Here is a 25,852-nt window from a genome sequence, read left to right as displayed (position 1 = left end):
CCACTCCGATGACAGAACAACCTTCTGATCGCTGTTATCCCCAGATTTTTTATATTCGGCTTTACAAAGGAGAAAATCTGGTGATAAAGGCGAAGTTTAGCTTACGAAGTAGCTTTCTTTCAGAAAGCTTTTAGCTCCGCTTCTTCAGGTTACTTCTGTCCTCTACGTTCTCGTGTAAATGTTAAGTTCAATTTATATAGTATGAAAAATCGCTATGTCTATGATGTGAATTGATCTGCAGCAGCCAGTCCCAAAGACTTAATGCTCAGATTTCCTGTGCCAGCAGCATGGCTGTGCCACAGGATTGACGCACAACCAGTTCCGGCTCTACTTTAATGCAACGATTATCCATTTGTTTGTTCATCAGATCGAACAGAATCATGGCAGCAAGGCGTCCAATTTTGTCCGTATCCTGCTTGACGGTTGTTAGCGGTGGATCGGTATAACGGCAGGCTTCGATGTCGTCACAACCTGCCACAGCTATATCTTCTGGAATGCGTAACCCCACTTCCTTAAAGGCGCGAATAGCTCCAAAGGCAAGTAGATCTGTGGCTGCAAACACGGCACGTGGCAGAGTCTTGCAGGCGAGCATTTTCTTGGCCGCTTCGTATCCATCCGCTGCAGCATAATCTTTGCTGTATACAACCCACTCGGGTTTTTCATCAAGACTAAACTGATTTAGTGAACGTTTGAAAGCCATCTCTCTCTGTTGCATCACAAGAGAGGCGCGCTCCAGCCCGATAAAACCAACATCTCGATAACCGTTCATATAAAATTGTTCTACAACTTTGGTTGAGATCTTATCGTTATCGGACATGATGTAACAGGAGCTTTGTCCTGTTAGCTCGATATCTATTCCGATACAAGGAATCGGGCTGGCATCCAGGTCGAATATGCTGCTCTCGACCTCATCCCCCGCAATAATAATACAGCCATCCACTTGAAAATACTTGGATCTCGCCAAGTAGTCCTCACCTTGATCCAGAAACTTCTCATTCGAGAAGAAGAGTAGATCGTATCCAAGCAAGCCAATTTGTTTCTTAAACGCATTGATAACCTGTACGAAGAAAGGGTGGCTGAAATCCACGTTCAGCTTCCCTGCAAACACAACGCCAACGAGGCTGGATTTTTTGGTTGCCAGTGTTTTGGCTGAAGAAGATGGACGATAGCCTGTCTCTTCCATAATTTTAAGCACACGCTGGCGCGTTTCCTCGCTAATATCTGGATAGTTATTGATAATCTTGGACACCGTGGCTACAGACACGCCGGCTAAACTCGCTATCGCTTTGATATTCATAAACATCCCTCGGATTCCTAAACTAGTTTCGTAAACTGGGGCTGTATCGGTTTTTTCGCTTTCTTGCAAGTATTCTATGCTACATAGACCGGAGAGTCAACAGCAGAGAGGGGGTTTCACACTTGAAATAATATGCATCCATAGGTTTGAAGTGATCAAGGAGGTTTGTAACGAAAATAAGGACGAATTTTAGCTCGTAATCTTAATTGTTTTAGAGATTTTGAGTCCAGTTAAAGGAATACCGGGTTATCTGGGGCTCTATATGAAATTATGTTATATGCTGTGTTTCGTAACTTTCGTAATTATCGTAAAGGTTACCTTGATTTCAACGTATACAGCAATAAATAAAGCTTTTATCAAGCGGGTTGGAGCATGAAAATCAAAAAAACAAAATGACTATTTACAAAATAAAGATCTGAAGTCATAATAAGGGTGGAATTAACGAAACTAATTTCGTAGATTTAATTCAAAAATTTGGGGGACAACGAAAATGAAGAAAATGACTTTAGCCATTGTACTTGTAACCGCTTTATTATGTGTGCTCGCCGCTTGTAGTAGCAGCTCTTCGGAATCAGAAGGAACTCAGGCTACAGACAGCAGCAAAAAAGTTACCTTGAAGATCATTCACTGGCAGCAAGAGAATATTAACAACTACATCAAAGAGTTTAATACGAAATTTGAAGCGAAATATCCGGACGTAAAGGTGGAATATACAACGGTTCCGGCAGACGCGACTTACGATCAGTTGATGCAAACACGGATGAACGCCGGAAGTAATGGGGACGTGGATATCATTCCACTCAAATCAAGTTTTGTAGGCGCACCACAGGAGTGGTCCAGTGGTGCTGCTGGTCCGATGTGGAAGCAATGGATCGATGCCGGGTTAATCAGTGATCTGTCTGATCAATCTTTTATCAAAAACTACAATGAAGCGGATGTACAGAACGCAATGACGTATAACGATAAGGTGTACGGTGTAAACATGGGCAAGGTGGCATTCACAGGACTGTTCTACAATAAGGAACTCTTCGCAAAATATAATCTGGAGATCCCTACAACCTGGGATGAATTGCAACATGTTATCAAAGTGTTCAAAGACAATGGTGTCGAAGCGCTGGGTCTGGCGGGTAAAGATGTATGGCCAATAGGTCTTGCAGTGCAAGGGCTTCAGGCCTCTATTCATGAAGATCAGCTTGCTTATATCAAAGGTCTATGGACTGGTGAAACCAAGCTGACTGATCCGGTTCAACTTGAAGTCTTGCAGAAATCTCAGGATCTGATGAACAATGCAATGCCTGGTTTCATGGGTATTGACTACGGAACATTGCCCAGTTTGTTCGCTACAGGCAAGGTGGCTATGATTGCTGACGGCACTTGGGATGCAACAACAATTCAAACAGCCAACCCTGATCTGAAGTTTGGGTATTTCCCAATTCCAGGTAGCAATGATGCAGCCAAGAACAAAAATCTGGCGGGTAAATACGATATGACCTGGATGGTGGTGGATAACTCACCGAACAAGGATTACGCAATGAAATGGCTTGATATGTTATCGGAGAAAGAGAACTACACGGAATTTGTGAATGCAGCCGGCTTCCTGCCTACACAGCCTGATGTGGAGATGACAAGTGAGTTTATCCAAGGCATTCAGCCTTACCTGGAGGACTTTAAACTTTCTTGGGATCAGTTGTTCATTAACCGTCAGAATGTAGGACAGTACATTTCGGAGGCCAGCGTTCACGCAGAGATGCTCAAGCCAGCCGGACCGATTGCAACACCGGAAGAGCTTGCAGGTAAATCCCAAGCGGACTGGGATGCTGCTGCTCCAAAGTAATTCATAATCATTCATATTCATGGCACAAGTTGGCCGCATGCGCCGGAATAGCGCTCGGGTCTGAGCCTTCAGGCCAGACAAGGCTGTTATTCCGGTTTTCTTATGTCTTAGTTTTACCCCATGAAAGGTGTGAGGACGATGTATCCGTTTGGGAAAGGTAAGGCAAGACTTATTCCTTATCTGTATTTGAGCATTCCGTTGTTACTTTATGTCGTGTTTGGCTTCGGTCCATCACTTGTGACGATACTGTTTTCGTTTACAGATGCTACTGGTGTTCGGGGCCAGGAATGGAGCTTTATCGGCTTTGAAAACTATAAAACATTTTTTGGTGCATCCAATGCTGGAGACCGAATGGATGCTATTGGGCGATCCTTATACTTTGCATTTGCTGTTGTGATCATACAAAATGCAGTGGGTTTGTTTATAGCGATTTTGATCAATAAAAAGCTTAGAGGCGATAAATTATATCGCGCGGTATTCTTTTTGCCAGTGGTGCTGGGGGTTACTGTGTCTGGACTCATTTGGCAACTCGTTGCAAATCCGCTGGGCGGACCAGCCCAGTCCTTTCTGAATTTCTTTGGTACCAGTTCCAACTTTTTTGGCGATTATAATATCGCCTTTGAACTGATTATTTTTGTTCAAATCTGGATGTACATGGGTTACTCCATGACGATTTTTCTTGCAGGTCTGCAGTCCATTCCGAGCGATCTGTATGAGGCGGGTTACATGGATGGTGCTTCGGGATGGAAAGCATTTACGAACATTACATTCCCCATGATTGCTCCTGCATTCACGGTTAACATGCTCTTGTCTATCATAGGGGCATTGCAAACCTTTGATATTATCTATGTACTTACAGGCGGCAAGTTCAATACAACGACGCTTGCGTTTGATGTTTATGCTACGGCATTTGGCACAGGAACGGCTGATTACGGTTTGGCTTCTGCTGTCGCGATGATTCAGTTCCTCTTTGTATTTACCATATCGATGGTTGCTTTATTTTATCTCCGCAGAAGAGAGGTGGAAGCGTAATGAAACAGAGTCAAACGTCCAGAATGGTCAGCTACGTTATCGTTCTGCTCATGCTTGCGTTGTACGTTTTCCCTCTATTCTATCTGTTCAATGTATCCATGAAGACACAGACAGAGTATCTGCTCAATCCTGTAGCTCTTACCGAAGGGATCCGGCTTGAGAACTTTTCCGAAGCATGGAACAAAGGGAACTTCTCTCAGTATATGTGGAACAGTGTGCTCTATACAGGGATGTCCACCCTGCTGACGTTGATTTTATCTATATTTGCTGCATTCCCGCTCGCACGCAGATATGTTAAATTCAGCACACTCATTTATATTTTCTTTCTGATTTCCATGTACCTTCCCAACCCGCTCATTCCGCAGTTTTCCCTCATCAATAATCTGGGTCTTTACAACACCCAAATTGGGTACATCTTATTGAAGACGACAGGTACGGGCATTGCCTTTCTCATGTTTGTGGGTTATATCAAATCAATATCGCGTGAACTGGATGAGGCCTCTGCCATGGACGGGTGCGGGTATACAAGGTATCTGTTCACCATCCTTGTTCCGTTAATGAAACCGATCCTGGCAACAGGTATTATTCTTACCGCGATTGGTGTATGGAACGATATTATCGGGCCAACCATTTATTTATCTGATCCGAATTATCAGCCGGTAACCAAAGGACTCTTTACATTTTATGGACAATACATGAACAACTGGCCGCTGCTCGCCTGTGGCATTCTGATTGTTACCTTGCCACTGGTTGTCCTGTATGTTGCTTTGCAACGTTTCATTGTTGGAGGTGCTATGGCAGGGGCTGTTAAATCGTAAGTTAGAATCACTCCGCTTTAACTGAAAGTGCCTCTTAAGGAGGAGTCACGCAGGCATCAGGGATAGTGGGACGTACAGAGTGTAGTACGAAAAAAAGGCAAGCGATCCAAAAAAACATCATAAGAAAGCCACCCTCAACGCAATGAAGGTGGCTTCTATTATTTTCATCGTTATTTTGGTTTTATAACTCCACTAACATCAGAATAATGGAGGATAGACACAGACATGTGCTGACTAGATACAGTACACCTACCACCTGATTTTGATTCAATCCGGCACGCAGCAACCGATAATGGGCTTGACTCGCATCGGCCTGATAGATCGCTTTACCTTGAATGAAACGTTTGATGACGACAAAGATGTTGTCGAAGATCGGTACACCCAGCGCCAGAATTGGAATGAAGATGGACAACATGGTTGCTTGTTTGAATGCACCATCCAGAGCGATAACCGCCAAAATGAAGCCAAGGAACGTAGCGCCTGCATCACCCATGAACACTTTGGCAGGAGCTTTGTTGTACTTCAGATAACCAATCGTTACACCGACCAGAATGATCGACATGAGTGCGGAATCAGTTTGACCTTTGGCAAGCGCCACGATGAACAGGGTAATTGCCGAGATGGCCGATAATCCGCCAGCCAGTCCGTCCATGCCGTCCGAGAAGTTGATGACGGTGGTCACCCCGAAGATCCACAGGATCGTGAGAATGAATTGCAACCAGATCGGAAGCATGACATATTCCGCGTTGAAGGGATTCACGAATCCGGTGAACGCAATGCCAGAAGCAAATACGAGCACTGCCGCAGAGACTTGTACGAGCATTTTGGGTAGGGCAGGAAAATCTTTGCCTTTTGTTTTGTACCAGTCGTCGACGGTACCAATCGTTAGCAGAAGCATACCACCAGCCACCAGAGCCGCTGTTTCCCATGTGATTTCTTTCGTCAGAGCAATGTATGTCAGGAAAAATCCAGTAAATATCGCGTAACTCGCCGTGAGCGGGATAGGTTGCCTGTGTAGCTTACGCTCCACATCTTCCCGAGGCTTGTCCACAAAATCGAGCCGGTGAGCCAGTCGACCAAGCGGCGGAATAAGCAGAACCACGACAGCAAAAGACACTATAAAAGCCAGTATGTATACCATAAACTCGCTTGTTTCACTCCCATCTACCAATTTCCCCTTATTATACGAGTTAAACAGGAAATCTGTCGATGTCATTATTGTAACCAGACGTACGCAAAGGTGAGCAAAAGTTCAGGTTTTATTGTATTTGAGGAAGATAGGAGCCGAAATAATGATTTGCGACTTCCGCATTATATCCATCATCACCTTGCCAAGTTGCTGCAAAGACGAAATCACTGGAACCACCTTTGCGTTTTCTCGGTTTATCTCCAGGAACCAGTATGCCGGCTGCCGCCCAGATTTCCAGCAGGGCATCTCGCTCCTGTTTGCTGGAAGGGAAGAGATTCTTCCACTTCTTCTCGAGGGAACGAGCACTGTCTTTGGGGTCTTCCGTCTGAGCTGCTTCAAGCAGGTTGACCAGGATGGCTTGGTCTTCCGGGGTTACTTCATAGTTTGCATCGTTGTCCTGAAGCAGTAATTCCAGATCCATCAGGCAGTAGAGCAACCAGCCATGACGCACGCCGCCCCACTTGATCCGTTCAAAGTTCAGGACATTTAAATCGACGTTGGTATATTCCTTGTCTGACTGCAAACGCAGGAAATTACAATCCCCACAAGCACTGGTATTAGGGTGAAGGGCAGGGCGTTCCGCATAGGTATGTAAAGGCATCTTCGACGTTAAAGCCCAGCTGGATAATGCGCTGCGCAGATAGACTTTTTTGGTGGACAGACTATGTAGAAATGCCGAAATCACCCGTTCCTTGAACGAGTCATCCTGATGCATGTCGTATAGACGCTGGACAATCTCGTCATGCGTGATCGTGAGTGGATCGAACATAACACCTTTGCTTTTGGCATATTCAAATTCATCTCCAGAGAAGGGTACAGAGGTTGTTTTCCAACCACCACCTCCCCAGAAGGTGCTCAGCAGTATCTTTGCCGCCTTTTTGTCCATATGGTTAGCCTCCTTTATGGGAATTGCGATCATGATGAAAGTAGTTCTTCAATCTCAAACCTGCTTACTTTAATGTACGTATTCCTCGGTTGTATTCAGAATCATCTCAACGAGGCCTGGAAAACGTGTGTTTAGTTCGTCCTTTCGTAGGGAGTAGAAGTGCTGTTTACCTTCAATGCGCGGCTGGATCACGCCAGCTTCACGTAAAATTTTGATGTGATGGGACAACGTGGATTTAGAAATATGGTCTACTTCGAAGGCGGAACAATTTTTCTCGCCAGAGCTGGCCAGGCAGTGTGCAATTTTCATGCGGATCGGATCGCCCAATGCATTGCAGACCGTGGTCAGTTTCAATTCCGAAGCCATAGGTATCGTTGGAGTTCTCATATCTATGACGTTAGCATATTCGGCTTTCTCTTTCAATGTTTGAAATATTTCGAACTATATCTTGCAGGCAGTATAAGAAGTATGATACATTTCTTTTCAGTTAGTTCGAAAATATTCGAACTTAAAGATTGGAAAACGGCTTTTTATTCTAGGAGGAATATAAATGAGTACTATGAGTACTATGAGTACCACTACACTGTTGAACAACTATTTCCGTTTATTTGATGCTTCACGCACAGATGAGCGTGCCATGCAGGACTTATTGTCCCTGTTTACACCGGATGCAGAGATTGTGCTTAACGGCACCAGCAGATCAGGGTTTGATGGTTTTATGAAGGCTTTTTACGAATACAATAAGGATGTAAAACATATGTGGGACGCGTGGGTGCAACAGCCTGACGGCAGCTACCAGACTAACTGGGCGGTATGCGGACAAGCGGCAGACGGAACGGTATATGCCAAAGCAGGCATCGATATCGCTCGTGTGAATGATGCGGGGCAGATCGTGTACCTGGAGAATGTACAGGCCGACCAGAATGCGTTCAGCAAGTATAATCAGTAATTAAAATCTAGGATCTCAGTGCTATAGTTGTTAGAAATCTGATTCAATAAAAGATAGGAAACCTTAACTCCACTGTTCTTTCATGCTGTGGGGTTTTGTTATACCCAACATGCTCAATCACTCTTTTTAGGGTAGGAATAGAGTATAGGGATCAACGTTATAATTCTTATTTGTTGAAATAAAGAGGAGTGAGCTACATGAACGAAGTTGGGAACCGAAACGTTATGGAACCTTTAGAAGTCATACCCATGGTCGGCATTGGACCATTTAAGTTGGGAATGAGTAAATCAGAGGTAGAAGAGATCATTGAGCGCATCGCCCCGGAGATTAGTCAGCTCTATAACCGATTGGAGTATAATTCGGAAAATAAACTCTGTTTTATTGAAGTAAGTAATCCACACGATTATCCACCTGATGAATCTGATGTTGTCCTTACATATGATAATATTGATGTTTTTCGAACAAAGGCTGATGATCTCGTTAAGCTAATAGATAGTAAGACACCATATACTCGAGACATCGATGCGGAGTTAGGATTTTCTTTTATTTTCAAAGACATCCAATTGGCTTTGTGGAGACCTAGCGTGATGACCGAAGAAATGTTGAATTCAGTTGAGTTTCTGACCGAGTTTTCACCAGAGAATCAGGAACTGGAAAAGAGATTTTTCTATTTTAGGACGGTTGCTGTGGCGGCCCCTGGATACTTTAATAGAATATAAAGGGAAGCTCCAAGAATGCTGAGAGATAAATTGATACATTCTAAATAGAGTTTATATAGTCTGTGCATGAAAAAAAGCCCATTGCCATATGGACATAACCATGGCGGGGTGGGCCTCTTTAACTTACGGCATCTCGTATTAATTCTAACGAACCAGACGCACGCTATTGGAAGGTATTTCGTGAATTCAAGATTCTAACGAACCACAGACACGTTAATTGGCTACATATTAGGTTTTAGAGCAGTTTTGTGCCCATGTAAGCCGATATAAGGTGTCTCAGGTTCGTTAGATTTTGAAAACATGCTAAAAGCTTCAAATAAGACGTCTACGATTCGTTAGCGTATTCTATGTTCGACTTTTTGAATCTTCTACGTGTAACATCCCACGCCTTCCCTACCCTTGCATCGTCTTATTCTGAAAAGCGGCGATATCCGCATACTCTTCTTCGAATTTGCGGGAGATGCGGATGAAGATCGGCAGCAGTTCACGGTACACGCGGACACTGTCCGGGTCTGGTTGGTGCCGATGCGTTGATCCGATCATGCCGGAGACGGCACTCAGGGAATCGATGCGGCCAAGGGCGTACAAGCCCAGTACGGCTGCGCCGAGACAGGAGCTTTCAATACTTTCGGGGATGATGACATCCTGATCGAAAATATCGGCCATCATCTGGCGCCACAACTCAGAGCGGGCGAAGCCGCCTGTCGCCTGGATTTTTTTCGGACGGCCGATCTTTTCTTCGATTGCCAGCATGACCGTATACAGGTTGAACAATACACCTTCGAGCGCAGCGCGAATCATATGTTCTTTCTTATGATGTAGCGTCAGGCCGAAAAACGAGCCACGTGCGTTCGGATTCCAGAGCGGAGCCCGCTCACCTGTCATGTACGGATGGAACAAGAGACCTTCCGAACCCGGAGGTACATTTTCCGCAACACGAGTGAGCACTTCATATGGATCAATTCCAAGTCTTTTCGCCGTCTCCACCTCGGAAGCCGCAAACTCGTCCCGAATCCAGCGGAAAATAACACCGCCATTGTTCACCGGTCCACCAATGACCCAGGCATCCTCCGTGAGCGCATAACAGAAGAAACGTCCTTTTGGATCGGTCACCGGTTTATCTACGATTGTACGAATCGCTCCACTGGTACCAATGGTCACGGCCACGACGCCTGGATCAATGGCGTTAACGCCCAGATTGGAGAGCACGCCATCACTTGCCCCGATGACAAACGGTGTGGTGACCGCAATGCCCATCTCCTTGGCATACTCCGGGTGCAATCCATGTTTCAGCACATGTGTGGTTGGGACCAATCGGGAGAGGTGTTCCGGCGTAATGCCCGCCACATGTAGCGCCTCTGCATCCCAGTCGAGTTTCTCCAGATTCATGAGTCCGGTGGCGGAGGCCATGGAGTGATCAATGACGTATTCAGAAAATAATTTATAGAAGACATATTCTTTCATGGATATGAATTTGTGCGTCTGTTGGAACAGTTCCGGTTGATCCCGGGTGAGCCACATGATCTTGGTGAGAGGGGACATCGGATGAATCGGCGTACCTGTTCTCAGATAGATTTCGTGACCATTCATCTCCGATTTGAGTACTTCGGTCCACTCGGCACTGCGATTATCTGCCCAAGTCATGGCCCGCATCAGCGGTTTGCCGTGTTGATCGACAGGCAGAATGCTGTGCATGGCCGAACTGAAGGATACAAACAGGATCTCCTCTGGCTTCACTCCCGCTTTGGAAGTGGCCTGTTTAACTGATGTAATGACTGCTTTAAAAATATCTTCCGCATCCTGCTCCGCAATCGCAGGTGTGGGGGTGTGAAGCGGATAATCGGCACTGCCTTGTGCCACAATGGTTCCGTTCTGTTCAAACAAGACGGCCTTGGTGGAGGTCGTGCCGATATCTACGCCGATCATATAGGGTGAAGAAGCCATTTTGTCATCCCTCTTTCTTAAATATATAAGTGAATGAATGCTGTTACACGTTAACACTTCGGGAACAGAAAGCCTTCTGATCACGTAAATGCGAAGCATATGCTTTCGAAGTAGCTTTCCTCTGGAAAGCTTTTAACTCCATTTCTTCAGGCCCTTTCTGTCCCCTTCGCGTACGTGGCGCCATTCATCCAACTTATATGGCATCTGTTATTTCATCTATAGATAAGAATATCAGACTTGAGGGATGGATCAAAATGGAGCAGGTTACGTCAATCTCGATCCTTAATCCTTCACCGCTCCTGCGGCGATATCCGAAATAAACTGACGGCTGATGAACAGGAACATAACGATGAGCGGAATGACGGCAAGCAACGTACCAGCTATAACCATGGCATAGTCTGTGTTATACAGTCCGTTTAATTGAGACAATGCAATCTGCAACGTGTATTTGCGTTCATCCGTCAGGACGATCAAAGGCCACAGATAATCATTCCATACGCCGATAAAGGTGAACGCGCCGAGGAAAGCAAAGGCAGGTCGCAAAATCGGCAACGCCACGTTCCAATAAAGTCGGAAGAAATTACAGCCGTCGATCCGACCTGCATCCAGCAGATCGTTCGGAATCGACTCTGTCGCATACTGGCGAATCCAGAAGATACCGAAGGCGTTCACCATGCCCGGAATAATGAGGGCTTTGAAGGAACCGACCCAGCCGAACGTAGCCATGAGTACGAAGGAAGGCACCAGCGACAGCTGGGAAGGTACCATCATGGTGGCGAGCAGCAGGATGAAGAGCCACTTTTTGCCGGGAAATTCAAACTTCGCAAACGCAAACCCCGCCAGTGAGTCAAAAAACAGCACCAGAATGGTCACAAGGCCTGACACAAACAACGTATTCAGAAAGGCGCCCCAGAAGTCAATCTGCTGCAACACCCGCGTAATATTATTCCACAGTTCACCGCCGAACCAGAGCTGGGGTGGGAACTTGTAGATATCGGACGTTGTCCGGGTGGACATTACAATCAGCCAATAGAACGGGAACATGGATATGAGCATGCCCCCGATAAGACCGGTATACAACACCAGCGATTTGAGGTGTTTGGTCGCCATGTGCGCTCCCCCTTATCACATCAGGATGATTTGCCTTGAACAAGCTTCCAGTTCACAATCGAGAACAGGGCGATAATGAGGAACATGCCCCAACCAACGGCAGCGCCATATCCGAAGTAATTGTTAATGAAGGATTCACGGTAGAGGTACAATACAATCGTCATGCCTGCTGCACCTGCGCCACCATCATTACCTACCAATACTTGCGGCTCAGTGAAAAGCTGCATACCGCCAATCGTTGATGTAATGACTGTAAACAGGATCACAGGACGCAGCATCGGAATTGTAATTCGGAAAAACGACTGTATCGCTGATGCGCCGTCAATCTTGGCCGCTTCGTATAATGTCTGCGGAATACTCTGAAGTCCGGCCAGATAGATGACGGCGTTATATCCGGTCCAGCGCCAGACCACCATGGAGGAGATTGCGACTTTAATGCCCCATGGTGCATTAAGCCACTCCACAACCGGTAGCCCGACCGACTGCAACAGATAATTGAGAAAGCCATAATTGTTGGCAAATAAAGCACCGAAGATAATGGCTACCGCTACAATGGATGTGACGTTTGGCAGAAAATAACCGACCCGAAACAGGGTCCGGAACTTCACAAATGGTGCATGCAGCAAAAAGGCAATAATCAGGGCGAAGAAGAGCATCGGAATCGTCGAATAGATCCAGATCATGAACGTGTTGCCCACGGCTTGCCAGAACTCGGCATCGGTCAGCATGTATTTGAAATTGTTGAGTCCGTTAAACGTCATGACACCGATGCCATCCCATTTATGAAAAGCCAGATAGAGTGAGAACCCGATTGGGAACAGCCCAAATACCGCAAACAGAATATAAAACGGCGATATCGCAACATAGAGTGCACGATGTTCCCACATTCTCGCCCATAGTGACTTCTGCCGATCCAGATCAGGTCTTGCATTTCCGGGATCGGGAGTAAGACGAGGTTCAGTTACAGCCATATGAATTCCTCCTTTGCGGATAACGAAACCACACGTTGTTCAGGTTAACGCTGCAATTCCCGCTCGACGCGGTGTACCGTATCCGTCCAGACCTGCTGTGGATCGGCATTTTGCTTCGCGACATCATTCAGCCGTCGAGTGATAATGTTGTGTACGGATGGATATCTTTCGCCAAAGAAAGCATCCGGCACATCCTGTGCCGATTCGGCAAATACAGGCCCTGTCGCCTGTCCACCGAAGAAAGGTTCTTTTTCTTTCATGGCAGGATCATCAAACACACCTGGTGCAGAAGGGAACAGATTCAATGTCTGATATTGCTCCAGTTGATTTTCGGGACTTTGCAGCCAGCGAACCAGTTCAAAGGCTTCCTGAGGATGTTCACTCGACTTCAGGATGGACAGGAATGATCCCCCGTTGTTGCCATCTCCCCCCGGTGCCCGAGCGACCCGCCACTTCCCAGATGTATCCGGAGCGGCTTCCTGAAGCACTTGTTTCATCCAGACGGCACCTACAAAAGAGGCGATTTCGCCATTATTCATCGCGGCGTTCCAGCTTGGAGTCCAGCCATCTGCATTGGCTAGCAGTCCCTTCTCTTTGAAAGCAACGGCCGTATCCCAGCTCTTGCCCACAATAGGGGAATCCATGCCGATAAAGGACCCGTCCGGCCGGAAATAACGCTCCGCAGACTGCGATATGACTTGATTGTAAACGGTTGCAATATTGTCGGTTAGAAAAACCTTGCCTCCGAATTTTTCCTTGAGCTGTTCTCCGGCAGCAGCATATGCATCCCAGCTGTTGATCTGGCGTGTAACGTCTTCGGGATCAGATGGCAATCCGGCCTCCTTGAACAGATCTTCTCGGTAGAAGAGGGCTGTTGGCCCCGTATCCATCGGGAAACCAATCATCTGTCCGCTTGGCGTAACACCTTGCTTCCATTTCCACGGCAGATATTGGTCTTCAATATCGCCTGCACCGAGATCATACAGATTATAGAAACGGTCCTCACTGGGGAATAGCTCCATGATCCAGTCGTTCAATGCCACAATGTCTGGTTCACCTGAGCGTGCAGCGAGTGTTGTTTTGAGCTTTGCTTTGAAATCACCGCCGATTTTCTGAGCTGTCAGTTCGATATTGGGGAACTTTTCCTTAGCCCTGGCAATCAACTTATCATCGATGGAACGATTCCAGTACCATAATGTAAGCGCTACCTTTTTGTTGTTCGCTGAATCGTCCTGTCCGGGCCAGATGGAGCATCCGCATATGAGCAGGACGCAGACCATCAGTATGGCTGTCCAGCATGTTCTTTTCCGGCGGATCATGTGTATTACCCCCTCATCATTAAGTTCGAGGCATGAAGTGCTTTGGACTACAACATTAGTGTATGAGCAGTTTATAAACTCATACCCAATATTCCTAAAATGAAACACATATTTGTGTCGATTGCGTAACATAAATTGGGTAGTTACTTTAAAAATAAAAGTTACTTGACACATTATAATTTTTATTCTAAACTAACTTACATAAAGTAACTAATGATGATGAGAATAATATAGATACGTACTATATAACATCCAAGTGATCCAATTTCATGCTGGATGCGAATCAATCAACATACAAGTTGGCCTAAACAGGAGGAACGACAATGATCAATTCACATATTATTCAACTGCTTGCCCCCAAAATTCAGACTTTTCCGAGTGGAAAAGAGTTTATATACCTGGTGGGACCAATCAAGCTTCCGGTTAACCTCGATGGGGAGACCAAGACATTCCAGTGGTACAGCTGGATGAAATCGGACAAAGCGATGGAGAGCGGCGAGTTAATCGAATCTCTTGCTGAGGCTGAACTGGCAGAGCGTCAACAATCCAGTGTTCTGGTGTACGGTGACTTTGCTGAAGCACAAGAAGCGCTGATCCGGATGCATAGCATCTGTCATACAGGCGACATCTTTGGCAGCAAACGCTGTGATTGTGGCTTCCAATTGGAGCAATCCATGAAAATGATCGCCGCTCATGGAGCGGGTGCACTGTTCTATCTTGCGAACCATGAGGGACGTGGCATTGGTCTGTTCAGCAAAGCCATGGCGTACATTTTGCAAGAAGAAGGTCTGGATACGGTAGATGCGAACTTGCAGCTCGGATTCACAGACGATGCCCGCAATTATGACGATGCGATTGCCGTATTGCGTGCGCTTCGCTCCGCACCGGTTACATTGATCACGAACAACCCACGGAAGCTGGCTGCTTTGCAGGAAGCGGGATTGAATGTGGGTGGACGTGTTCCGCTATGGGGAGATCGTTCTGCTTTTAACGAGAAGTATCTGCAAACGAAAGTGAACCGTTCCGGTCACTTGGCTGAAAATGATGGTTGGGCTGGGGCAGAGACGCTGCTTCCGCATGCGCAGGCTTAATCATTATTTATAGACGTATACGAATAGATGGCTAGCCGTTGTTGTACTCTCTGTTATGGAGAAGTACAACAGCGGCTTTTTTTGCATGGATGATAGCGTAGCGCTCAGATTTTTCTGATTCACGGAATGGCTTGCCGTTCCCACAGTGCGGATTATACAATATAGTCATCTGATGAATGCGGGAGGAACCAAGGTGCCATTTGAGGGACAACGTATATTGCCGGCTGCAAAGAGCATGAAGCAGTTTGAAGCGATGATTGAAGGCCCTTATACCTATGGGGTGATGCTGGAAACCCATATTGCACAGCTTCAGAGTGTAATGGACGAGGCGCGGCGGTATGACAAGAAGATACTTTTGCATGCAGATCTGGTTCAGGGATTAAAAAACGATGAGTATGCGGCAGAGTATCTGTGTCAGCACATTCGCCCGGCAGGACTGATCTCTACACGAGCGAGTGTCATTCAGAAGGCAAAGCAGAAAGGCATTACAGCGATTCAACGTATTTTTCTGCTGGATACCCATGCGCTGGAGAAAAGTTATCTGCTGCTGGCCAAAACCCAACCTGATTATATTGAAGTATTACCTGGCGTCATTCCGCATATTATTGCGGAAGTATCTGTGCGTACAGGGATACCCATTATTGCAGGGGGATTGATCCGTTCACCGGAAGAGGTTGAACTTGCGCTTGGCGTCGGGGCTACGGCAGTGACCACATCCAACACAGATCTGATCCGACATTTCGAGAAATCGCTTACACCTTAAAAAGAACCCACAACAGGAGGTTGGCTGTATGGAAAAATATATATTGGCTCTGGATCAGGGAACAACAAGCTCCCGAGCTATTCTGTTTAACCGTGGCGGAGAGATTGTGCACATTGCACAGCAGGAATTTCCTCAGTATTTCCCCAAACCGGGCTGGGTAGAGCAGAATGCCAACGAAATCTGGAGTTCCATTCTTGCCGTGATGGCTTCATGTCTGGCAGAGAGCGGAATTAAACCTGTTCAGATTGCCGGAATTGGAATTACCAATCAACGGGAGACCGTTGTGGTATGGGACAAAGAAACAGGCAGACCCATCTATAATGCAGTGGTATGGCAATCCAGACAGACCGCAGATATCTGTGAAGAATTGAAGATGCAGGGACTCGGAGACCTTTTCCGAAGCAAAACAGGATTACTGATCGATCCCTACTTCTCGGGAACGAAGGTAAAGTGGATTCTGGATCATGTCCCTGGTGCCCGGGAGCGGGCCGAGAAGGGTGAATTGCTATTTGGCACAATTGATAGTTGGCTGATCTGGAAACTGAGCGGGGGTACACATGTCACGGATATATCCAATGCCTCACGTACCCTAATCTATAACATCTATGATCTGCAATGGGATGACGAATTGTTGGCTATCCTCGACATTCCCAAGGCCATGCTGCCAGAGGTGCGAGGTTCATCCGAGGTGTATGCACATACGACAGATTATCATTTCTTCGGTCATCGGATTCCGATTGCGGGAGCGGCAGGAGATCAGCAGGCAGCGATGTTTGGTCAGGGCTGTTACACCAAGGGCAGTATGAAAAATACATATGGGACCGGTTGTTTCATGCTTATGAATACAGGAGAGAGCCCGGTACAATCCGATCACGGACTGATTACAACGATTGCCTGGGGGATGAATGGCAAGGTTGAATATGCGCTCGAAGGCAGCATTTTTGTTGCAGGGTCTGCGGTTCAGTGGCTGCGTGACGGATTAAGGATGCTTCGCTCTTCAAAAGATAGCGAGGATTACGCCTCACGTGTGCCTTCCACAGACGGTGTTTATATGGTACCTGCATTTGTGGGACTGGGCAGTCCGTATTGGGATAGTGAGGTTAAGGGTGCGGTGTTTGGCCTGACCCGAGGCACGACAAAGGAACACTTTATTCGTGCTACGCTTGAGGCGTTGGCGTATCAGACCAAGGATGTACTGGAGGCAATGGAATCCGACTCAGGTATTCCCGTGCATGCTCTGCGTGTGGATGGCGGGGCGGCGGCCAATGATTTTCTCATGCAATTCCAGAGTGATATTCTGGGCATTCCTGTCGAACGCCCAACGGTGAATGAAACAACAGCATTGGGTGCGGCTTATCTGGCAGGATTGGCGGTTGGATATTGGACGAGTGCGGATGAATTGACCGATCATGAAAATACGGAGCGTGTCTTCCAGCCTGTTATGGCTGAGCAACAACGAACAGAACTGTATGCAGGCTGGAAGCGTGCAGTTAACGCAGCAATGGCTTTTAAATAAAAGGAATGAAATGAATATTTCTTGGTGTGGGTATTTGTACTTTTTAACTAAACATATGTTAGAAATGATATTTACTGGTGGAAAATGATGCATGATTTACAGGGTTATTCTTCCTGGAGAAGGCAAAATATATAACCACTATAAGGAAAAATACAAGGTTAGTGGATTCATTTGAAATTCCATCCTTTGGCAGAACAACTTTTTGAATTTTTTTTGAATAATGTGTCATTTCAGGACTTCACGCCGTCAAAAATCTGTGATAGGATAAAGGCACAAGTTAAAAAATGATGTCTGGAGATCGGGAGGGACCACGTGCCGCTCAGCAATTGCTGAGCGAATGACGTGGTCCTTTTTTTGTTTTTTTACGGAAAAATTGAGAAAATCAATAGGAGGTTCAAGAATGACAGAAACGTTCTCGTCAGCACACCGGACCGAATATTTGCAAAGCATGGCGAATGCACATTTTGACGTATTAATTATTGGTGGTGGGATTACTGGCGCAGGGATTGCACTGGATGCGGCTTCGCGTGGATTGAAGACGGCGCTTGTCGAAATGCAGGATTTTGCAGCAGCTACATCCAGTCGATCGACCAAACTTGTCCATGGTGGATTGCGATATTTGAAGCAATATGAAGTGAAGATGGTTGCTGAGGTAGGACGGGAGCGGGCTGTTGTTTATGAAAATGGGCCACATGTGACAACACCGGAACCGATGTTGTTACCGATCTATACGGCAGGCACGTTCGGCCGCTTCAGCACATCCATTGGACTGATGGTGTATGATCGGCTCGCCGGGGTGAAGCGTAGTGAACGACGCCAAATGTTGAGTGCTGGAGCGGTGTCAGATAGTGAACCTTTATTACGCAAACAGGGGTTGTTGGGTGGTGGACTCTATGTGGAGTACCGGACTGATGATGCTAGGCTCACCATTGAAGTCATGAAAGAAGCTGTCAAACGTGGGGCGCAGGCCGTGAACTACGTCAAGGCGAAAGCGTTCCTGAAGGAGAATGGCAAGATTACAGGTATTGAAGCTATGGATCAGATCGATGGGCAGACCTATACGCTAAAAGCAAGCAAGGTGATCAACGCTTCCGGTCCATGGGTGGACGGTCTGCGGGAATTGGACGGTTCGCGCCAGGGGAAAACGCTGCAGATGACCAAAGGCATTCATTTGGTCTTTGATGGTGAACGATTCCCATTAAGACAGGCCGTCTATTTTGATACACCAGATGGTCGAATGGTATTTGCTGTCCCACGTGATGGCAAAACCTATGTAGGAACAACCGACACTGTATATCAAGATGATCCTGCACACCCGCAAATTTCCGATTCGGATCGCGATTATGTGATTGATGCAGTTAATGGCATGTTTCCAGATGTACACATTGGTACCGAGGACGTGGAATCCGGATGGGCGGGTGTACGTCCACTAATTCATGAGGAAGGCAAGAATCCTTCCGAAATATCACGTAAAGATGAAGTCTGGGTATCCGAATCCAATCTGATTACGATTGCCGGGGGCAAGTTAACCGGATACCGTAAAATGGCCGAGATGGTTGTTGATCTGGTCGCACGCCAGATGGAGCAGGAGAGTGGGCATTCCATAGGTCCTTGTGTAACAAAGAAGATGCCCATCTCCGGCGGTGATGTAGGGGGATCGGCTGGATTTGTATCGTATGCGGAGCGCAAGATCAAGGACGGTGTTGCCCTCGGGCTTGCCCGACCTGCTGCGGAGCGGCTGGTTCGCACGTATGGTTCCAATGTGGAGGCAATATATGAGCGAATGCCCGATCCACGCACCAAGTCCGAGCTTCATGGCATGCCACAGGAGCTATTGTTGATGCTGCGTTACGCGATTGATGAAGAGATGGCTGTAACCCCGTCTGACTTTTTGGTACGAAGAACAGGTAATTTATTCTTCCGTATTGATGAAGTTCGTCGCTATAAAGCAGCGGTTATCTCATATATGGCAGGTTGTTTGAACTGGTCTGAAGAGCAAGAGCTTAAACATACACAGGAACTGGATCAGCTGTTGCTGGAAGCATCCGGCAAAATCTAAGGCAGGATTTCAAGATCGAGAGTCGAATGGAACATGTAAGCGTGTAACATAGAGAGGGGATTACATCCATGACATTACAGATCGGAATCATTGGAACAGGCTGGTTCAGTAAGGTACACGCGGATATTCTCGCACGGATGGAAGGTGTTCGTGTTGCGAGTGTCTGTGGAACATCGCTCGAAAAGGCAGAGGCTATGGCCTCCGTTTATGATGCTGTTGGTTACGGGGAACTTGAACATATGCTGGATGGTGAGAAACTGGATGCGGTGTATATCTGTGTGCCACCGATGTCTCACGGATCGATTGAGTCCGAATTAATCCGCCGCGGTATTCCATTCCTGGTGGAGAAACCGTTGAGCACCGGAATGGATGTTCCGCGTCAGGTGTTGGATCAGGTGCAAAAGAGTGGATTGTTAACCTCTGTAGGATACCATTTCCGTTATCAGGAGGCCGCGCAGGTCCTACAGCAATCGATGAAAGAACAGACGGTCGGCATGGCTCTTGGCCGCTGGATGGGCGGAATGCCAGGGGTCGCCTGGTGGCGGCGTCAGGACGGTTCAGGAGGACAATTCGTAGAGCAGACTACACATATTGTAGACTTGCTTCGGTATTGTGCAGGAGAAGTTACGGAAGTGTATGCTGTAGCAGCTCAGCGAAGCATGCATGAGAAGCATGAGCATGTCACCGTTGCCGATGTGGCGAATGTGACGCTCAAGCTGGAAAGTGGAGCGATTGCCAGTATCGCCAATACATGTCTGTTGCCAGATGGAGAGGGCGGCGCAGGGCTCCAGTTCTACACGGATGCAGGCGTGTGGGATTGGACGCCAGAACGTTTGCTTCTGCCAAGTGCGGCAAAACATGCGATGGCAGGTCTGGAGATCCCGGCAGGACATAATCCATACGAGCGTGAGAATGAAGCGTTCATTCACGCCCTGCGTACGGGAGACCGTTCACGGATTCTGTCCGATTATGCGGATGCCTGCCGTACACAGGAGATTACGACGGCGGCCTTGGCATCGGCAGATTCCGGTCTGCCTGTACAGCTTCAACCTTCAAAACATCTCTCTCATTAAAAGGTTGAAGGTAATATAAATACGCCTGAATCAGGGAATGATCCGCAGATCAGCCTGATTCAGGCGTATTTGTGTTGAGTAGAGATTATTGAGCAGCAATTCAACTACTCGGATTTCTGCTGTTTCAACCAGTCGGATGACCAACTGTAGATCTGATCAATGACAGGTTCAATGGCTCTGCCTTTCGGTGTCAATTCATACTCTACACGGGGAGGTATCTCGGGAAACATGTGTCGGGTTACGATACCTTCCGTCTCCATTTCCTTCAATCGCTCCGATAAAAGTCGTCCACTGATCGCCATCTCTGCTTCAAGCTCCGTAAACCGCTTGGGTCCGGACAACAGTTGGTACATGATTAACAGTACCCACTTCTTGCCTATGATGTCTATGGCTTGAGTGATCATACAGGGACTTGGTGATTTTACTTTTTTCAGCTTCAACGTGTTCACCTCGATTCATAATTATTTTCTTCAAAGTTGTATATGAAAGGACATGATTTCTGCCGCTTTAAGAATATAGGACATCCAAGTAAATGAGGGTTACTACAAAATATACTGTAACATACCTTTTGTATGTATTATACATCATACAGTGAAAAATTACTTGAAGAAATTATATTATTATTATATACTAACTTCACAAAAGTAAGTTGGTGATAAATAATACGTATAATATGAACGCGTACTATTCTGAAAAATGAACTGGGCTGAACGGTTGAAAACAAAGTGACCTTTGGGAACTTTTACATAGATTCTTTTTTTACAATTTGCAGCAAAAATAATCATTACATAGTAGGAACATATAATTTGTTATAGGAGGATCTACATATGAACAAGATTTTGGGTTACGTTTTTCTGGTTGTGTTAGCAGGTGTTTTCGTCATGACGGGGTTTAACAAGATTAGTGGAGCAGACATGATGATTCAGACATTCGAAAGTTTCTCTTATCCGACATGGACCATGTATCTGCTGGGCGCTGCGGAGTTGCTTAGTGCTGTAGGACTGCTGATTCCACGTACTCGCATCCTGGCTTCTGGCATACTGACCTTCATTCTGATTGGAGCCGTGGGAAGTCATCTGATCTATGCACAATATGCTGCTGTTCCGTTCCCGGCTGTGTTGTTGGTAGCTAACATCATTGTCCTGGTTGTGGGTATGCGCAGATTGGAAGCGGAAGAAGAAGGCCAGATGGACGCTATTCAGGCGTAAGTTAAAGATGTATAGAAGATATGAAACGATATCATGAGATGGCCGCTGCAGATGAGCATAGGTCATCTTTTTTTATGATTGAATGGATTTAATATAAAAAAAAGAAGAACCCACGAAAAACAACGGGTTCTCTTGCAGCGGGACTTCCTGATCGGAAGGTCTTCTGACTATAAATGATCAAATGCCATTTTGATTATAGTAACTTTTTTAATTGAGAGACGCGTCCTTGGCTGATGCCAAGCTTTTCCGCAATTTGCTGTTGAGCCAAACCGGGATTCTGTTCAACAATTTCTTTCATCTGTTGCAGCATGCGTGCCGTCTTTGGCCGCAGGTCCGGGTATTCTTGGTTGTCAGCTGTGGTCCCTTCTTCCCTAGCGGGAGATGAGACTGGGGCGGATTTGGAAGCAGGACGCTCCACGGGTGCAGGAGCCTGTTTGTTCTGAGGTACGAACCAGTCGGGAGAGTCATCCGGGTGTTTTAATTGAATTGCACAAGTCCGGCAGATGAATTGTTCTTTGAAATACATTTCCGTATCTACATCACCGCAAAAAATACATAATGTTGATTTGTACTTTCTTAAAATCAACTCTTTCCCTTCAATGAAAAACTCAAGCGGATCGCCGATATGGATTTCCATCGTATCCCGCATTTCTTTGGGAAGGACAATTCGTCCAAGACGGTCCAGAGATCTCTTCATTCCGGTTCTTTTCATCGCATCTCCCCCGCAATATTCACAATTAAAAACCTGTCCTTATTGTAAGGAAGAAAGGGCTTTAATACAACAATAATATTTCAAAAAAGTGGGATAATGCCATCTATTATGGAAAAATAAGTTTGGAAAGTACGGGTGCAACGGCTAAAGTGAACAATGCAGCGAGCACCATGGAGATGCTGGAGATGGTACCGGTCAGGGAACTCAGTTCAAACGCCTTGGATGTCCCTGTGCCATGGGCACCGGTTCCAAACAGTGTGCCTCGTGCAATCTCCCCATCGATGCGCAGCATTTTGACAATCGAAGGTCCCATAATTACTCCGAGCAGACCGGTCATAATAACAAAAACAGCTGTCACTGCGGGTATGCCACCGATGGTGGCGGATACGTTCATGGCAATGGGTGTTGTAATGGAGCGCGGGATCAAGCTGTGGATTAGACCTGAATCCAGACGTAACCATTTGGCGAGCAGGGCAGAAGAAAGTACGGCAACGACCGAGCCGGTCATGACACTGAAGACAATCTCGGAAATATGTTTTTTGAGTACATGGAAAAAGGTATAGAGCGGTACGGCAAAAGCCACCGTGGCCGGTTGGAGAAGCAGACTCAGCCATTTGCCACCACTGCTATACGTGGCATAATCCGTTCCGGTTGCAAGCAATATGCCAACAACAAGCAGCGGTGTAATGAGCAACGGAGACAGATATACTTTTGGCAGATTACGATACATTCGTTTTGCGACCCCATAGATACCGACGGTTAACAGCAGGCAGAGAAATCCAATCATCCGGTGTGACGCTCCTTTCGTTTGGCGATTCGTGTAGCAACCAGGCCTGTGCAGGACATGACCAGGAAAGTACTAAGTAGTACGATGAATAAAATCTGCAGTCCGTCATGCTCCAGCATGGGCATATAGTTCATAATGCCAACGGCTGACGGGATAAAAAATAACAATAGTTCACCGAGCAGCCAGGCAGCTCCAACTTCAATCCAGCGCAGCTTCACGACACGGGTCTGAAGCAGAATGAATAACACGACCATACCGAGTATTGAACCGGGTACAGGAAGATGGAGAGTACGGGCCAACAGGTCCATGAGCAGTGAAAAAACCATTAAGAGCGCAACCTGTGCAATACCAAGGCCCCACTTTTTCACTTCAATCCCTCCTTATATAATCAACGTAATCCTTTGAGTTATTATGAAAATGAATGGAAACGTTACTTGATATCACAAATTTTACATTGCATTCTTTCATGAGTAAAATGCATATTAAGAATGTTTACTATTCCATTTATCTATGAGAGGTGGGAATCAACCGATGGATATCCGCCATTTGCAATATTTTCTGGAAGTTGCCCGGCAGCAGAGCTTCACAAAAGCCGCCGAAGTTCTGTATATCACCCAGCCCACGATCAGCAAGACGGTCAAGAGTCTTGAAGAGGAGTTGGGTATCACGTTGTTGGACCGTTATGGTAAGAAAGTGGAACTAACCGATGCAGGCCATGTGTTTTTTCGTCAGGCACTGGAGATTGAAAAATCGTTCCGCAGTCTTTCGTCCGAATTGGACGATCTGATGAACTTGAAGAAAGGCCACCTGCGGATTGGCTTACCGCCAATGGTGGGATCCAGCTTTTTCCCTATGATCATTGGTGAATTTCACAAAGCCTACCCGCAGGTGACCATTCAGTTGTTTGAGGATGGTGCCAAAAAAGTGGAGGCCGATGTGATCAGTGGTGCACTGGATATTGGCGTTGCCGTACTGCCAACCGTGGATGAGTTGTTGGATCATTTTGTGTTTGTGAAAGAGAAGCTGAACCTGCTTGTACACCCTTCACATCCGCTTGCAGGGAAAGAGTCGGTTGCGCTGCATGAACTGGAAAACGACGCCTTTGTGCTGTTTAGGGAAGATTTTGCGTTGCATGACCGGATTATTGTGGCTTGTCAGCATGCGGGATTCCAGCCCCGGGTAGTATATGAAAGCTCCCAGTGGGATCTGCTCAGCGCGATGGTTGCCGCCAATCTGGGGGTAGCCTTGCTACCGGAAACGATTTGTCGTGAGGTAGACCACATGCGCGTGCGCATTATACCCGTGGTGGAACCGGCGATTCCATGGCAGCTCGGCATGATCTGGCGGAAGGACCGCTATCTGTCTTTTGCCACGAGAGAGTGGATCGGATTCACGCAGTCGATGCTGGGTGAGTAAGGGAAGCGATCGGAAGGTTGTTCTGTCATTGTAGTGCCCAGTGTAAATACTCTTTTGTTGACCCCGGATCGTTGTTACAATGGAAGCATAATCATGATGGAGGTGTACGAACATGAAACTGCGGGTATCCGCTGTACAATACCAATTGCACACAATCAGCTCGTTTGAGCAGTTCGCCGCTCAGGCTGAGCATTACATACGGACAGCGAGCGAATACGGAACCGAATTTGTGCTGTTCCCGGAATTTTTCACAACACAATTAATGTCCATTGGGGACGAACAAGGCAATGCACTGACAATTGAGGATCTGCCAAACTTTACGGAGCAATATGAAAAACTGTTCACGTCACTTGCTGCCAAGTACGGTATGCACGTTATCGGGGGAACCCACGTCATTCGACGTGAGGGGAAGCTGTATAATACAGCCCACATGTTCTACCCGGATGGTCGCATCGCGCGCCAGGACAAGATTCACATTACACCAACCGAAGTACAGGAATGGAATATGGCTCCCGGGGATGGACTTGAGGTGTTCGACACGGATAAAGGCCGTATTGCCATGCTGACCTGTTACGATATTGAGTTCCCGGAAATTGTGCGGATGGCCAAAGCCAAAGGTGCTGATGTGATTTTCTGTCCTTCCTGTACGGACGATCGTCACGGATTCTACCGTGTGCGTTATACGAGTCATGCCCGCGCGGTGGAGAATCAGGTGTACGTTGTGTTAACCGGAACAGTGGGTAACCTGCCGACCGTTGATTTCATGCGTGCAAACTATGGACAGGCTGCAATTATTACGCCGAATGATATTCCGTTCCCGCCACGTGGCATTCTGGCCGAGGGTGAGATTAACAACGATATGATCGTGACCGCCGATCTGGATCTGGACTTGTTGTACGAGGTGCGCGAACGTGGATCGGTAACGACCTGGCGTGACCGCCGTACTGATCTATATACCGATTGGGAGTAGGCAACCTTATAGAGGTTGTTCAAAAAGCCCGCTTTTGATTACGAAGGATGCCTAGTGGCATCATCAGCATCGGATATGGAATTCAGCCGAAATGTCCGTTGCTCACGTAGTCTTCCCTACGCTCCGCTACTCCATTTCTAGCTTCATCCCATCTTCTCGGTACTGAAAACCGACCTTTTTGAACACATA

General features: G+C 46.8%; 25 protein-coding genes. 13 read left to right on the top strand and 12 right to left on the bottom strand.

All coding sequences use genetic code 11. From position 1 onward, the window contains the following. Window positions 1–265: 265 nt before the first annotated feature. Window positions 266–1,297, bottom strand: coding sequence for a LacI family DNA-binding transcriptional regulator (locus MKY44_RS27200; protein ID WP_341009958.1), 1,032 nt, complete (start codon window positions 1,295–1,297; stop codon window positions 266–268). 490 nt (window positions 1,298–1,787) lie between these two features. Here MKY44_RS27200 and MKY44_RS27195 point away from each other — a divergent pair, with 490 nt between their 5' ends. The 3 genes from MKY44_RS27195 (at window position 1,788) to MKY44_RS27185 (ending at window position 4,981) form a co-directional block, all read left to right on the top strand. Beyond that, entirely contained in the window at window positions 1,788–3,131 is a 1,344-nt protein-coding gene (locus MKY44_RS27195) for an ABC transporter substrate-binding protein (RefSeq protein ID WP_341009412.1), read from the top strand. 138 nt (window positions 3,132–3,269) lie between these two features. After that, window positions 3,270–4,163, top strand: a complete 894-nt coding sequence (locus MKY44_RS27190; RefSeq protein WP_076320327.1) for a carbohydrate ABC transporter permease — start codon at window positions 3,270–3,272, stop codon at window positions 4,161–4,163. Then, window positions 4,163–4,981 carry a carbohydrate ABC transporter permease gene (locus MKY44_RS27185; protein WP_340387935.1) on the top strand — a complete coding sequence of 273 codons (819 nt, stop codon included), beginning with the start codon at window positions 4,163–4,165 and terminating at the stop codon, window positions 4,979–4,981. The genes MKY44_RS27190 and MKY44_RS27185 overlap by 1 nt, the downstream gene beginning before the upstream one ends. A 181-nt stretch (window positions 4,982–5,162) precedes the next feature. On the opposite strand, the gene MKY44_RS27180 is transcribed toward MKY44_RS27185, so the two are convergent. The 3 genes from MKY44_RS27180 to MKY44_RS27170 form a co-directional block, all read right to left on the bottom strand. Next, complete coding sequence (locus tag MKY44_RS27180; protein ID WP_237177487.1) at window positions 5,163–6,122, bottom strand: MraY family glycosyltransferase; 960 nt, start codon at window positions 6,120–6,122, stop codon at window positions 5,163–5,165. Between the two features lie 118 nt (window positions 6,123–6,240). Further along, the gene (locus MKY44_RS27175) at window positions 6,241–7,056 is read right to left on the bottom strand and encodes a hypothetical protein (protein ID WP_341009410.1); all 816 of its coding nucleotides are present in this window, start codon (window positions 7,054–7,056) and stop codon (window positions 6,241–6,243) included. Between the two features lie 69 nt (window positions 7,057–7,125). Further along, window positions 7,126–7,443 (bottom strand): ArsR/SmtB family transcription factor, encoded by a 318-nt coding sequence (locus MKY44_RS27170; RefSeq protein ID WP_341009957.1) that lies wholly within the window; start codon window positions 7,441–7,443, stop codon window positions 7,126–7,128. 163 nt (window positions 7,444–7,606) lie between these two features. Between MKY44_RS27170 and MKY44_RS27165 the strand changes: the two genes are divergently transcribed. Together MKY44_RS27165 and MKY44_RS27160 are read left to right on the top strand one after the other, a co-directional pair. After that, window positions 7,607–8,005, top strand: coding sequence for a nuclear transport factor 2 family protein (locus tag MKY44_RS27165; RefSeq protein WP_445670666.1), 399 nt, complete (start codon window positions 7,607–7,609; stop codon window positions 8,003–8,005). Between the two features lie 197 nt (window positions 8,006–8,202). Next, window positions 8,203–8,724: a hypothetical protein gene (locus MKY44_RS27160; RefSeq protein ID WP_341009407.1), complete on the top strand. Its 522-nt coding sequence runs from the start codon at window positions 8,203–8,205 to the stop codon at window positions 8,722–8,724. Between the two features lie 393 nt (window positions 8,725–9,117). Here the strand turns inward: MKY44_RS27160 and gntK are convergent, their stop codons facing one another. The 4 genes from gntK to MKY44_RS27140 form a co-directional block, all read right to left on the bottom strand. Beyond that, window positions 9,118–10,668: a gluconokinase gene (gene gntK, locus MKY44_RS27155; protein ID WP_341009405.1), complete on the bottom strand. Its 1,551-nt coding sequence runs from the start codon at window positions 10,666–10,668 to the stop codon at window positions 9,118–9,120. 282 nt (window positions 10,669–10,950) lie between these two features. Continuing rightward, the gene (locus tag MKY44_RS27150; protein WP_036612996.1) at window positions 10,951–11,778 is read right to left on the bottom strand and encodes a carbohydrate ABC transporter permease; all 828 of its coding nucleotides are present in this window, start codon (window positions 11,776–11,778) and stop codon (window positions 10,951–10,953) included. A 20-nt stretch (window positions 11,779–11,798) separates the two neighbouring features. Beyond that, complete coding sequence (locus MKY44_RS27145; RefSeq protein ID WP_036613110.1) at window positions 11,799–12,665, bottom strand: carbohydrate ABC transporter permease; 867 nt, start codon at window positions 12,663–12,665, stop codon at window positions 11,799–11,801. Window positions 12,666–12,793: 128 nt separating this feature from the next. Beyond that, complete coding sequence (locus MKY44_RS27140; protein WP_341009404.1) at window positions 12,794–14,068, bottom strand: ABC transporter substrate-binding protein; 1,275 nt, start codon at window positions 14,066–14,068, stop codon at window positions 12,794–12,796. 323 nt (window positions 14,069–14,391) lie between these two features. Between MKY44_RS27140 and MKY44_RS27135 the strand changes: the two genes are divergently transcribed. From MKY44_RS27135 to MKY44_RS27115, 5 genes are all read left to right on the top strand, one after another. After that, complete coding sequence (locus tag MKY44_RS27135; protein ID WP_341009403.1) at window positions 14,392–15,159, top strand: GTP cyclohydrolase II; 768 nt, start codon at window positions 14,392–14,394, stop codon at window positions 15,157–15,159. Window positions 15,160–15,352: 193 nt separating this feature from the next. Then, window positions 15,353–15,922 (top strand): glycerol-3-phosphate responsive antiterminator, encoded by a 570-nt coding sequence (locus MKY44_RS27130; RefSeq protein ID WP_074092664.1) that lies wholly within the window; start codon window positions 15,353–15,355, stop codon window positions 15,920–15,922. Window positions 15,923–15,950: 28 nt separating this feature from the next. Next, window positions 15,951–17,438: a glycerol kinase GlpK gene (gene glpK / locus MKY44_RS27125; RefSeq protein WP_341009401.1), complete on the top strand. Its 1,488-nt coding sequence runs from the start codon at window positions 15,951–15,953 to the stop codon at window positions 17,436–17,438. Window positions 17,439–17,838: 400 nt separating this feature from the next. Then, window positions 17,839–19,497 (top strand): glycerol-3-phosphate dehydrogenase/oxidase, encoded by a 1,659-nt coding sequence (locus tag MKY44_RS27120; RefSeq protein ID WP_341009400.1) that lies wholly within the window; start codon window positions 17,839–17,841, stop codon window positions 19,495–19,497. 68 nt (window positions 19,498–19,565) lie between these two features. Then, a complete protein-coding gene (locus tag MKY44_RS27115; RefSeq protein ID WP_047840822.1) occupies window positions 19,566–20,570 on the top strand; it encodes a Gfo/Idh/MocA family protein in 1,005 nt (334 codons plus the stop codon). Between the two features lie 104 nt (window positions 20,571–20,674). Here the strand turns inward: MKY44_RS27115 and MKY44_RS27110 are convergent, their stop codons facing one another. Further along, window positions 20,675–20,974 (bottom strand): winged helix-turn-helix transcriptional regulator, encoded by a 300-nt coding sequence (locus MKY44_RS27110; RefSeq protein WP_026081419.1) that lies wholly within the window; start codon window positions 20,972–20,974, stop codon window positions 20,675–20,677. A 423-nt stretch (window positions 20,975–21,397) separates the two neighbouring features. Between MKY44_RS27110 and MKY44_RS27105 the strand changes: the two genes are divergently transcribed. Then, window positions 21,398–21,778 (top strand): DoxX family protein, encoded by a 381-nt coding sequence (locus MKY44_RS27105; protein WP_051447288.1) that lies wholly within the window; start codon window positions 21,398–21,400, stop codon window positions 21,776–21,778. Window positions 21,779–21,971: 193 nt separating this feature from the next. Here MKY44_RS27105 and MKY44_RS27100 read toward each other — a convergent pair whose 3' ends face one another. From MKY44_RS27100 to MKY44_RS27090, 3 genes are all read right to left on the bottom strand, one after another. Then, window positions 21,972–22,490 (bottom strand): AbrB/MazE/SpoVT family DNA-binding domain-containing protein, encoded by a 519-nt coding sequence (locus MKY44_RS27100; RefSeq protein ID WP_047840820.1) that lies wholly within the window; start codon window positions 22,488–22,490, stop codon window positions 21,972–21,974. Between the two features lie 106 nt (window positions 22,491–22,596). Beyond that, on the bottom strand, window positions 22,597–23,277 hold the full coding sequence (locus MKY44_RS27095) for an LrgB family protein (protein ID WP_047840819.1): 681 nt from the start codon (window positions 23,275–23,277) through the stop codon (window positions 22,597–22,599). Then, the gene (locus MKY44_RS27090; protein WP_017691758.1) at window positions 23,274–23,645 is read right to left on the bottom strand and encodes a CidA/LrgA family protein; all 372 of its coding nucleotides are present in this window, start codon (window positions 23,643–23,645) and stop codon (window positions 23,274–23,276) included. The genes MKY44_RS27095 and MKY44_RS27090 overlap by 4 nt, the downstream gene beginning before the upstream one ends. A 163-nt stretch (window positions 23,646–23,808) precedes the next feature. On the opposite strand from MKY44_RS27090, the gene cidR reads away from it, so the two are divergent. Continuing rightward, window positions 23,809–24,693, top strand: coding sequence for a cidABC operon transcriptional activator CidR (gene cidR, locus MKY44_RS27085; protein WP_341009397.1), 885 nt, complete (start codon window positions 23,809–23,811; stop codon window positions 24,691–24,693). A gap of 112 nt (window positions 24,694–24,805) precedes the next feature. Next, window positions 24,806–25,663, top strand: a complete 858-nt coding sequence (locus MKY44_RS27080) for a carbon-nitrogen hydrolase family protein (protein WP_076209665.1) — start codon at window positions 24,806–24,808, stop codon at window positions 25,661–25,663. Window positions 25,664–25,852 lie beyond the last annotated feature (189 nt).

The organism is Paenibacillus sp. FSL R7-0026, from assembly GCF_038004485.1.
GTDB lineage: Bacteria > Bacillota > Bacilli > Paenibacillales > Paenibacillaceae > Paenibacillus > Paenibacillus xylanexedens_A.
This window is presented reverse-complemented; position numbering and strand designations above follow the sequence as displayed.

What these genes read in the sequence shown, in the direction of transcription:
- MKY44_RS27170 (WP_341009957.1), bottom strand. Translation starts at nt 7,443, where the DNA reads ATGAGAACTCCAACGATACCTATGGCTTCGGAATTGAAACTGACCACG.
- MKY44_RS27175 (WP_341009410.1), bottom strand. Translation starts at nt 7,056, where the DNA reads ATGGACAAAAAGGCGGCAAAGATACTGCTGAGCACCTTCTGGGGAGGT.
- MKY44_RS27190 (WP_076320327.1), top strand. Translation starts at nt 3,270, where the DNA reads ATGTATCCGTTTGGGAAAGGTAAGGCAAGACTTATTCCTTATCTGTAT.
- MKY44_RS27100 (WP_047840820.1), bottom strand. Translation starts at nt 22,490, where the DNA reads ATGAAAAGAACCGGAATGAAGAGATCTCTGGACCGTCTTGGACGAATT.
- MKY44_RS27110 (WP_026081419.1), bottom strand. Translation starts at nt 20,974, where the DNA reads ATGATCACTCAAGCCATAGACATCATAGGCAAGAAGTGGGTACTGTTA.
- cidR (WP_341009397.1), top strand. Translation starts at nt 23,809, where the DNA reads ATGGATATCCGCCATTTGCAATATTTTCTGGAAGTTGCCCGGCAGCAG.
- MKY44_RS27180 (WP_237177487.1), bottom strand. Translation starts at nt 6,122, where the DNA reads ATGGTATACATACTGGCTTTTATAGTGTCTTTTGCTGTCGTGGTTCTG.
- MKY44_RS27080 (WP_076209665.1), top strand. Translation starts at nt 24,806, where the DNA reads ATGAAACTGCGGGTATCCGCTGTACAATACCAATTGCACACAATCAGC.
- MKY44_RS27185 (WP_340387935.1), top strand. Translation starts at nt 4,163, where the DNA reads ATGAAACAGAGTCAAACGTCCAGAATGGTCAGCTACGTTATCGTTCTG.
- glpK (WP_341009401.1), top strand. Translation starts at nt 15,951, where the DNA reads ATGGAAAAATATATATTGGCTCTGGATCAGGGAACAACAAGCTCCCGA.
- MKY44_RS27135 (WP_341009403.1), top strand. Translation starts at nt 14,392, where the DNA reads ATGATCAATTCACATATTATTCAACTGCTTGCCCCCAAAATTCAGACT.
- MKY44_RS27150 (WP_036612996.1), bottom strand. Translation starts at nt 11,778, where the DNA reads ATGGCGACCAAACACCTCAAATCGCTGGTGTTGTATACCGGTCTTATC.
- MKY44_RS27120 (WP_341009400.1), top strand. Translation starts at nt 17,839, where the DNA reads ATGACAGAAACGTTCTCGTCAGCACACCGGACCGAATATTTGCAAAGC.
- MKY44_RS27195 (WP_341009412.1), top strand. Translation starts at nt 1,788, where the DNA reads ATGAAGAAAATGACTTTAGCCATTGTACTTGTAACCGCTTTATTATGT.
- MKY44_RS27115 (WP_047840822.1), top strand. Translation starts at nt 19,566, where the DNA reads ATGACATTACAGATCGGAATCATTGGAACAGGCTGGTTCAGTAAGGTA.
- MKY44_RS27200 (WP_341009958.1), bottom strand. Translation starts at nt 1,297, where the DNA reads ATGAATATCAAAGCGATAGCGAGTTTAGCCGGCGTGTCTGTAGCCACG.
- MKY44_RS27095 (WP_047840819.1), bottom strand. Translation starts at nt 23,277, where the DNA reads ATGATTGGATTTCTCTGCCTGCTGTTAACCGTCGGTATCTATGGGGTC.
- MKY44_RS27105 (WP_051447288.1), top strand. Translation starts at nt 21,398, where the DNA reads ATGAACAAGATTTTGGGTTACGTTTTTCTGGTTGTGTTAGCAGGTGTT.
- MKY44_RS27160 (WP_341009407.1), top strand. Translation starts at nt 8,203, where the DNA reads ATGAACGAAGTTGGGAACCGAAACGTTATGGAACCTTTAGAAGTCATA.
- MKY44_RS27165 (WP_445670666.1), top strand. Translation starts at nt 7,607, where the DNA reads ATGAGTACTATGAGTACTATGAGTACCACTACACTGTTGAACAACTAT.
- MKY44_RS27145 (WP_036613110.1), bottom strand. Translation starts at nt 12,665, where the DNA reads ATGTGGGAACATCGTGCACTCTATGTTGCGATATCGCCGTTTTATATT.
- MKY44_RS27140 (WP_341009404.1), bottom strand. Translation starts at nt 14,068, where the DNA reads ATGATCCGCCGGAAAAGAACATGCTGGACAGCCATACTGATGGTCTGC.
- gntK (WP_341009405.1), bottom strand. Translation starts at nt 10,668, where the DNA reads ATGGCTTCTTCACCCTATATGATCGGCGTAGATATCGGCACGACCTCC.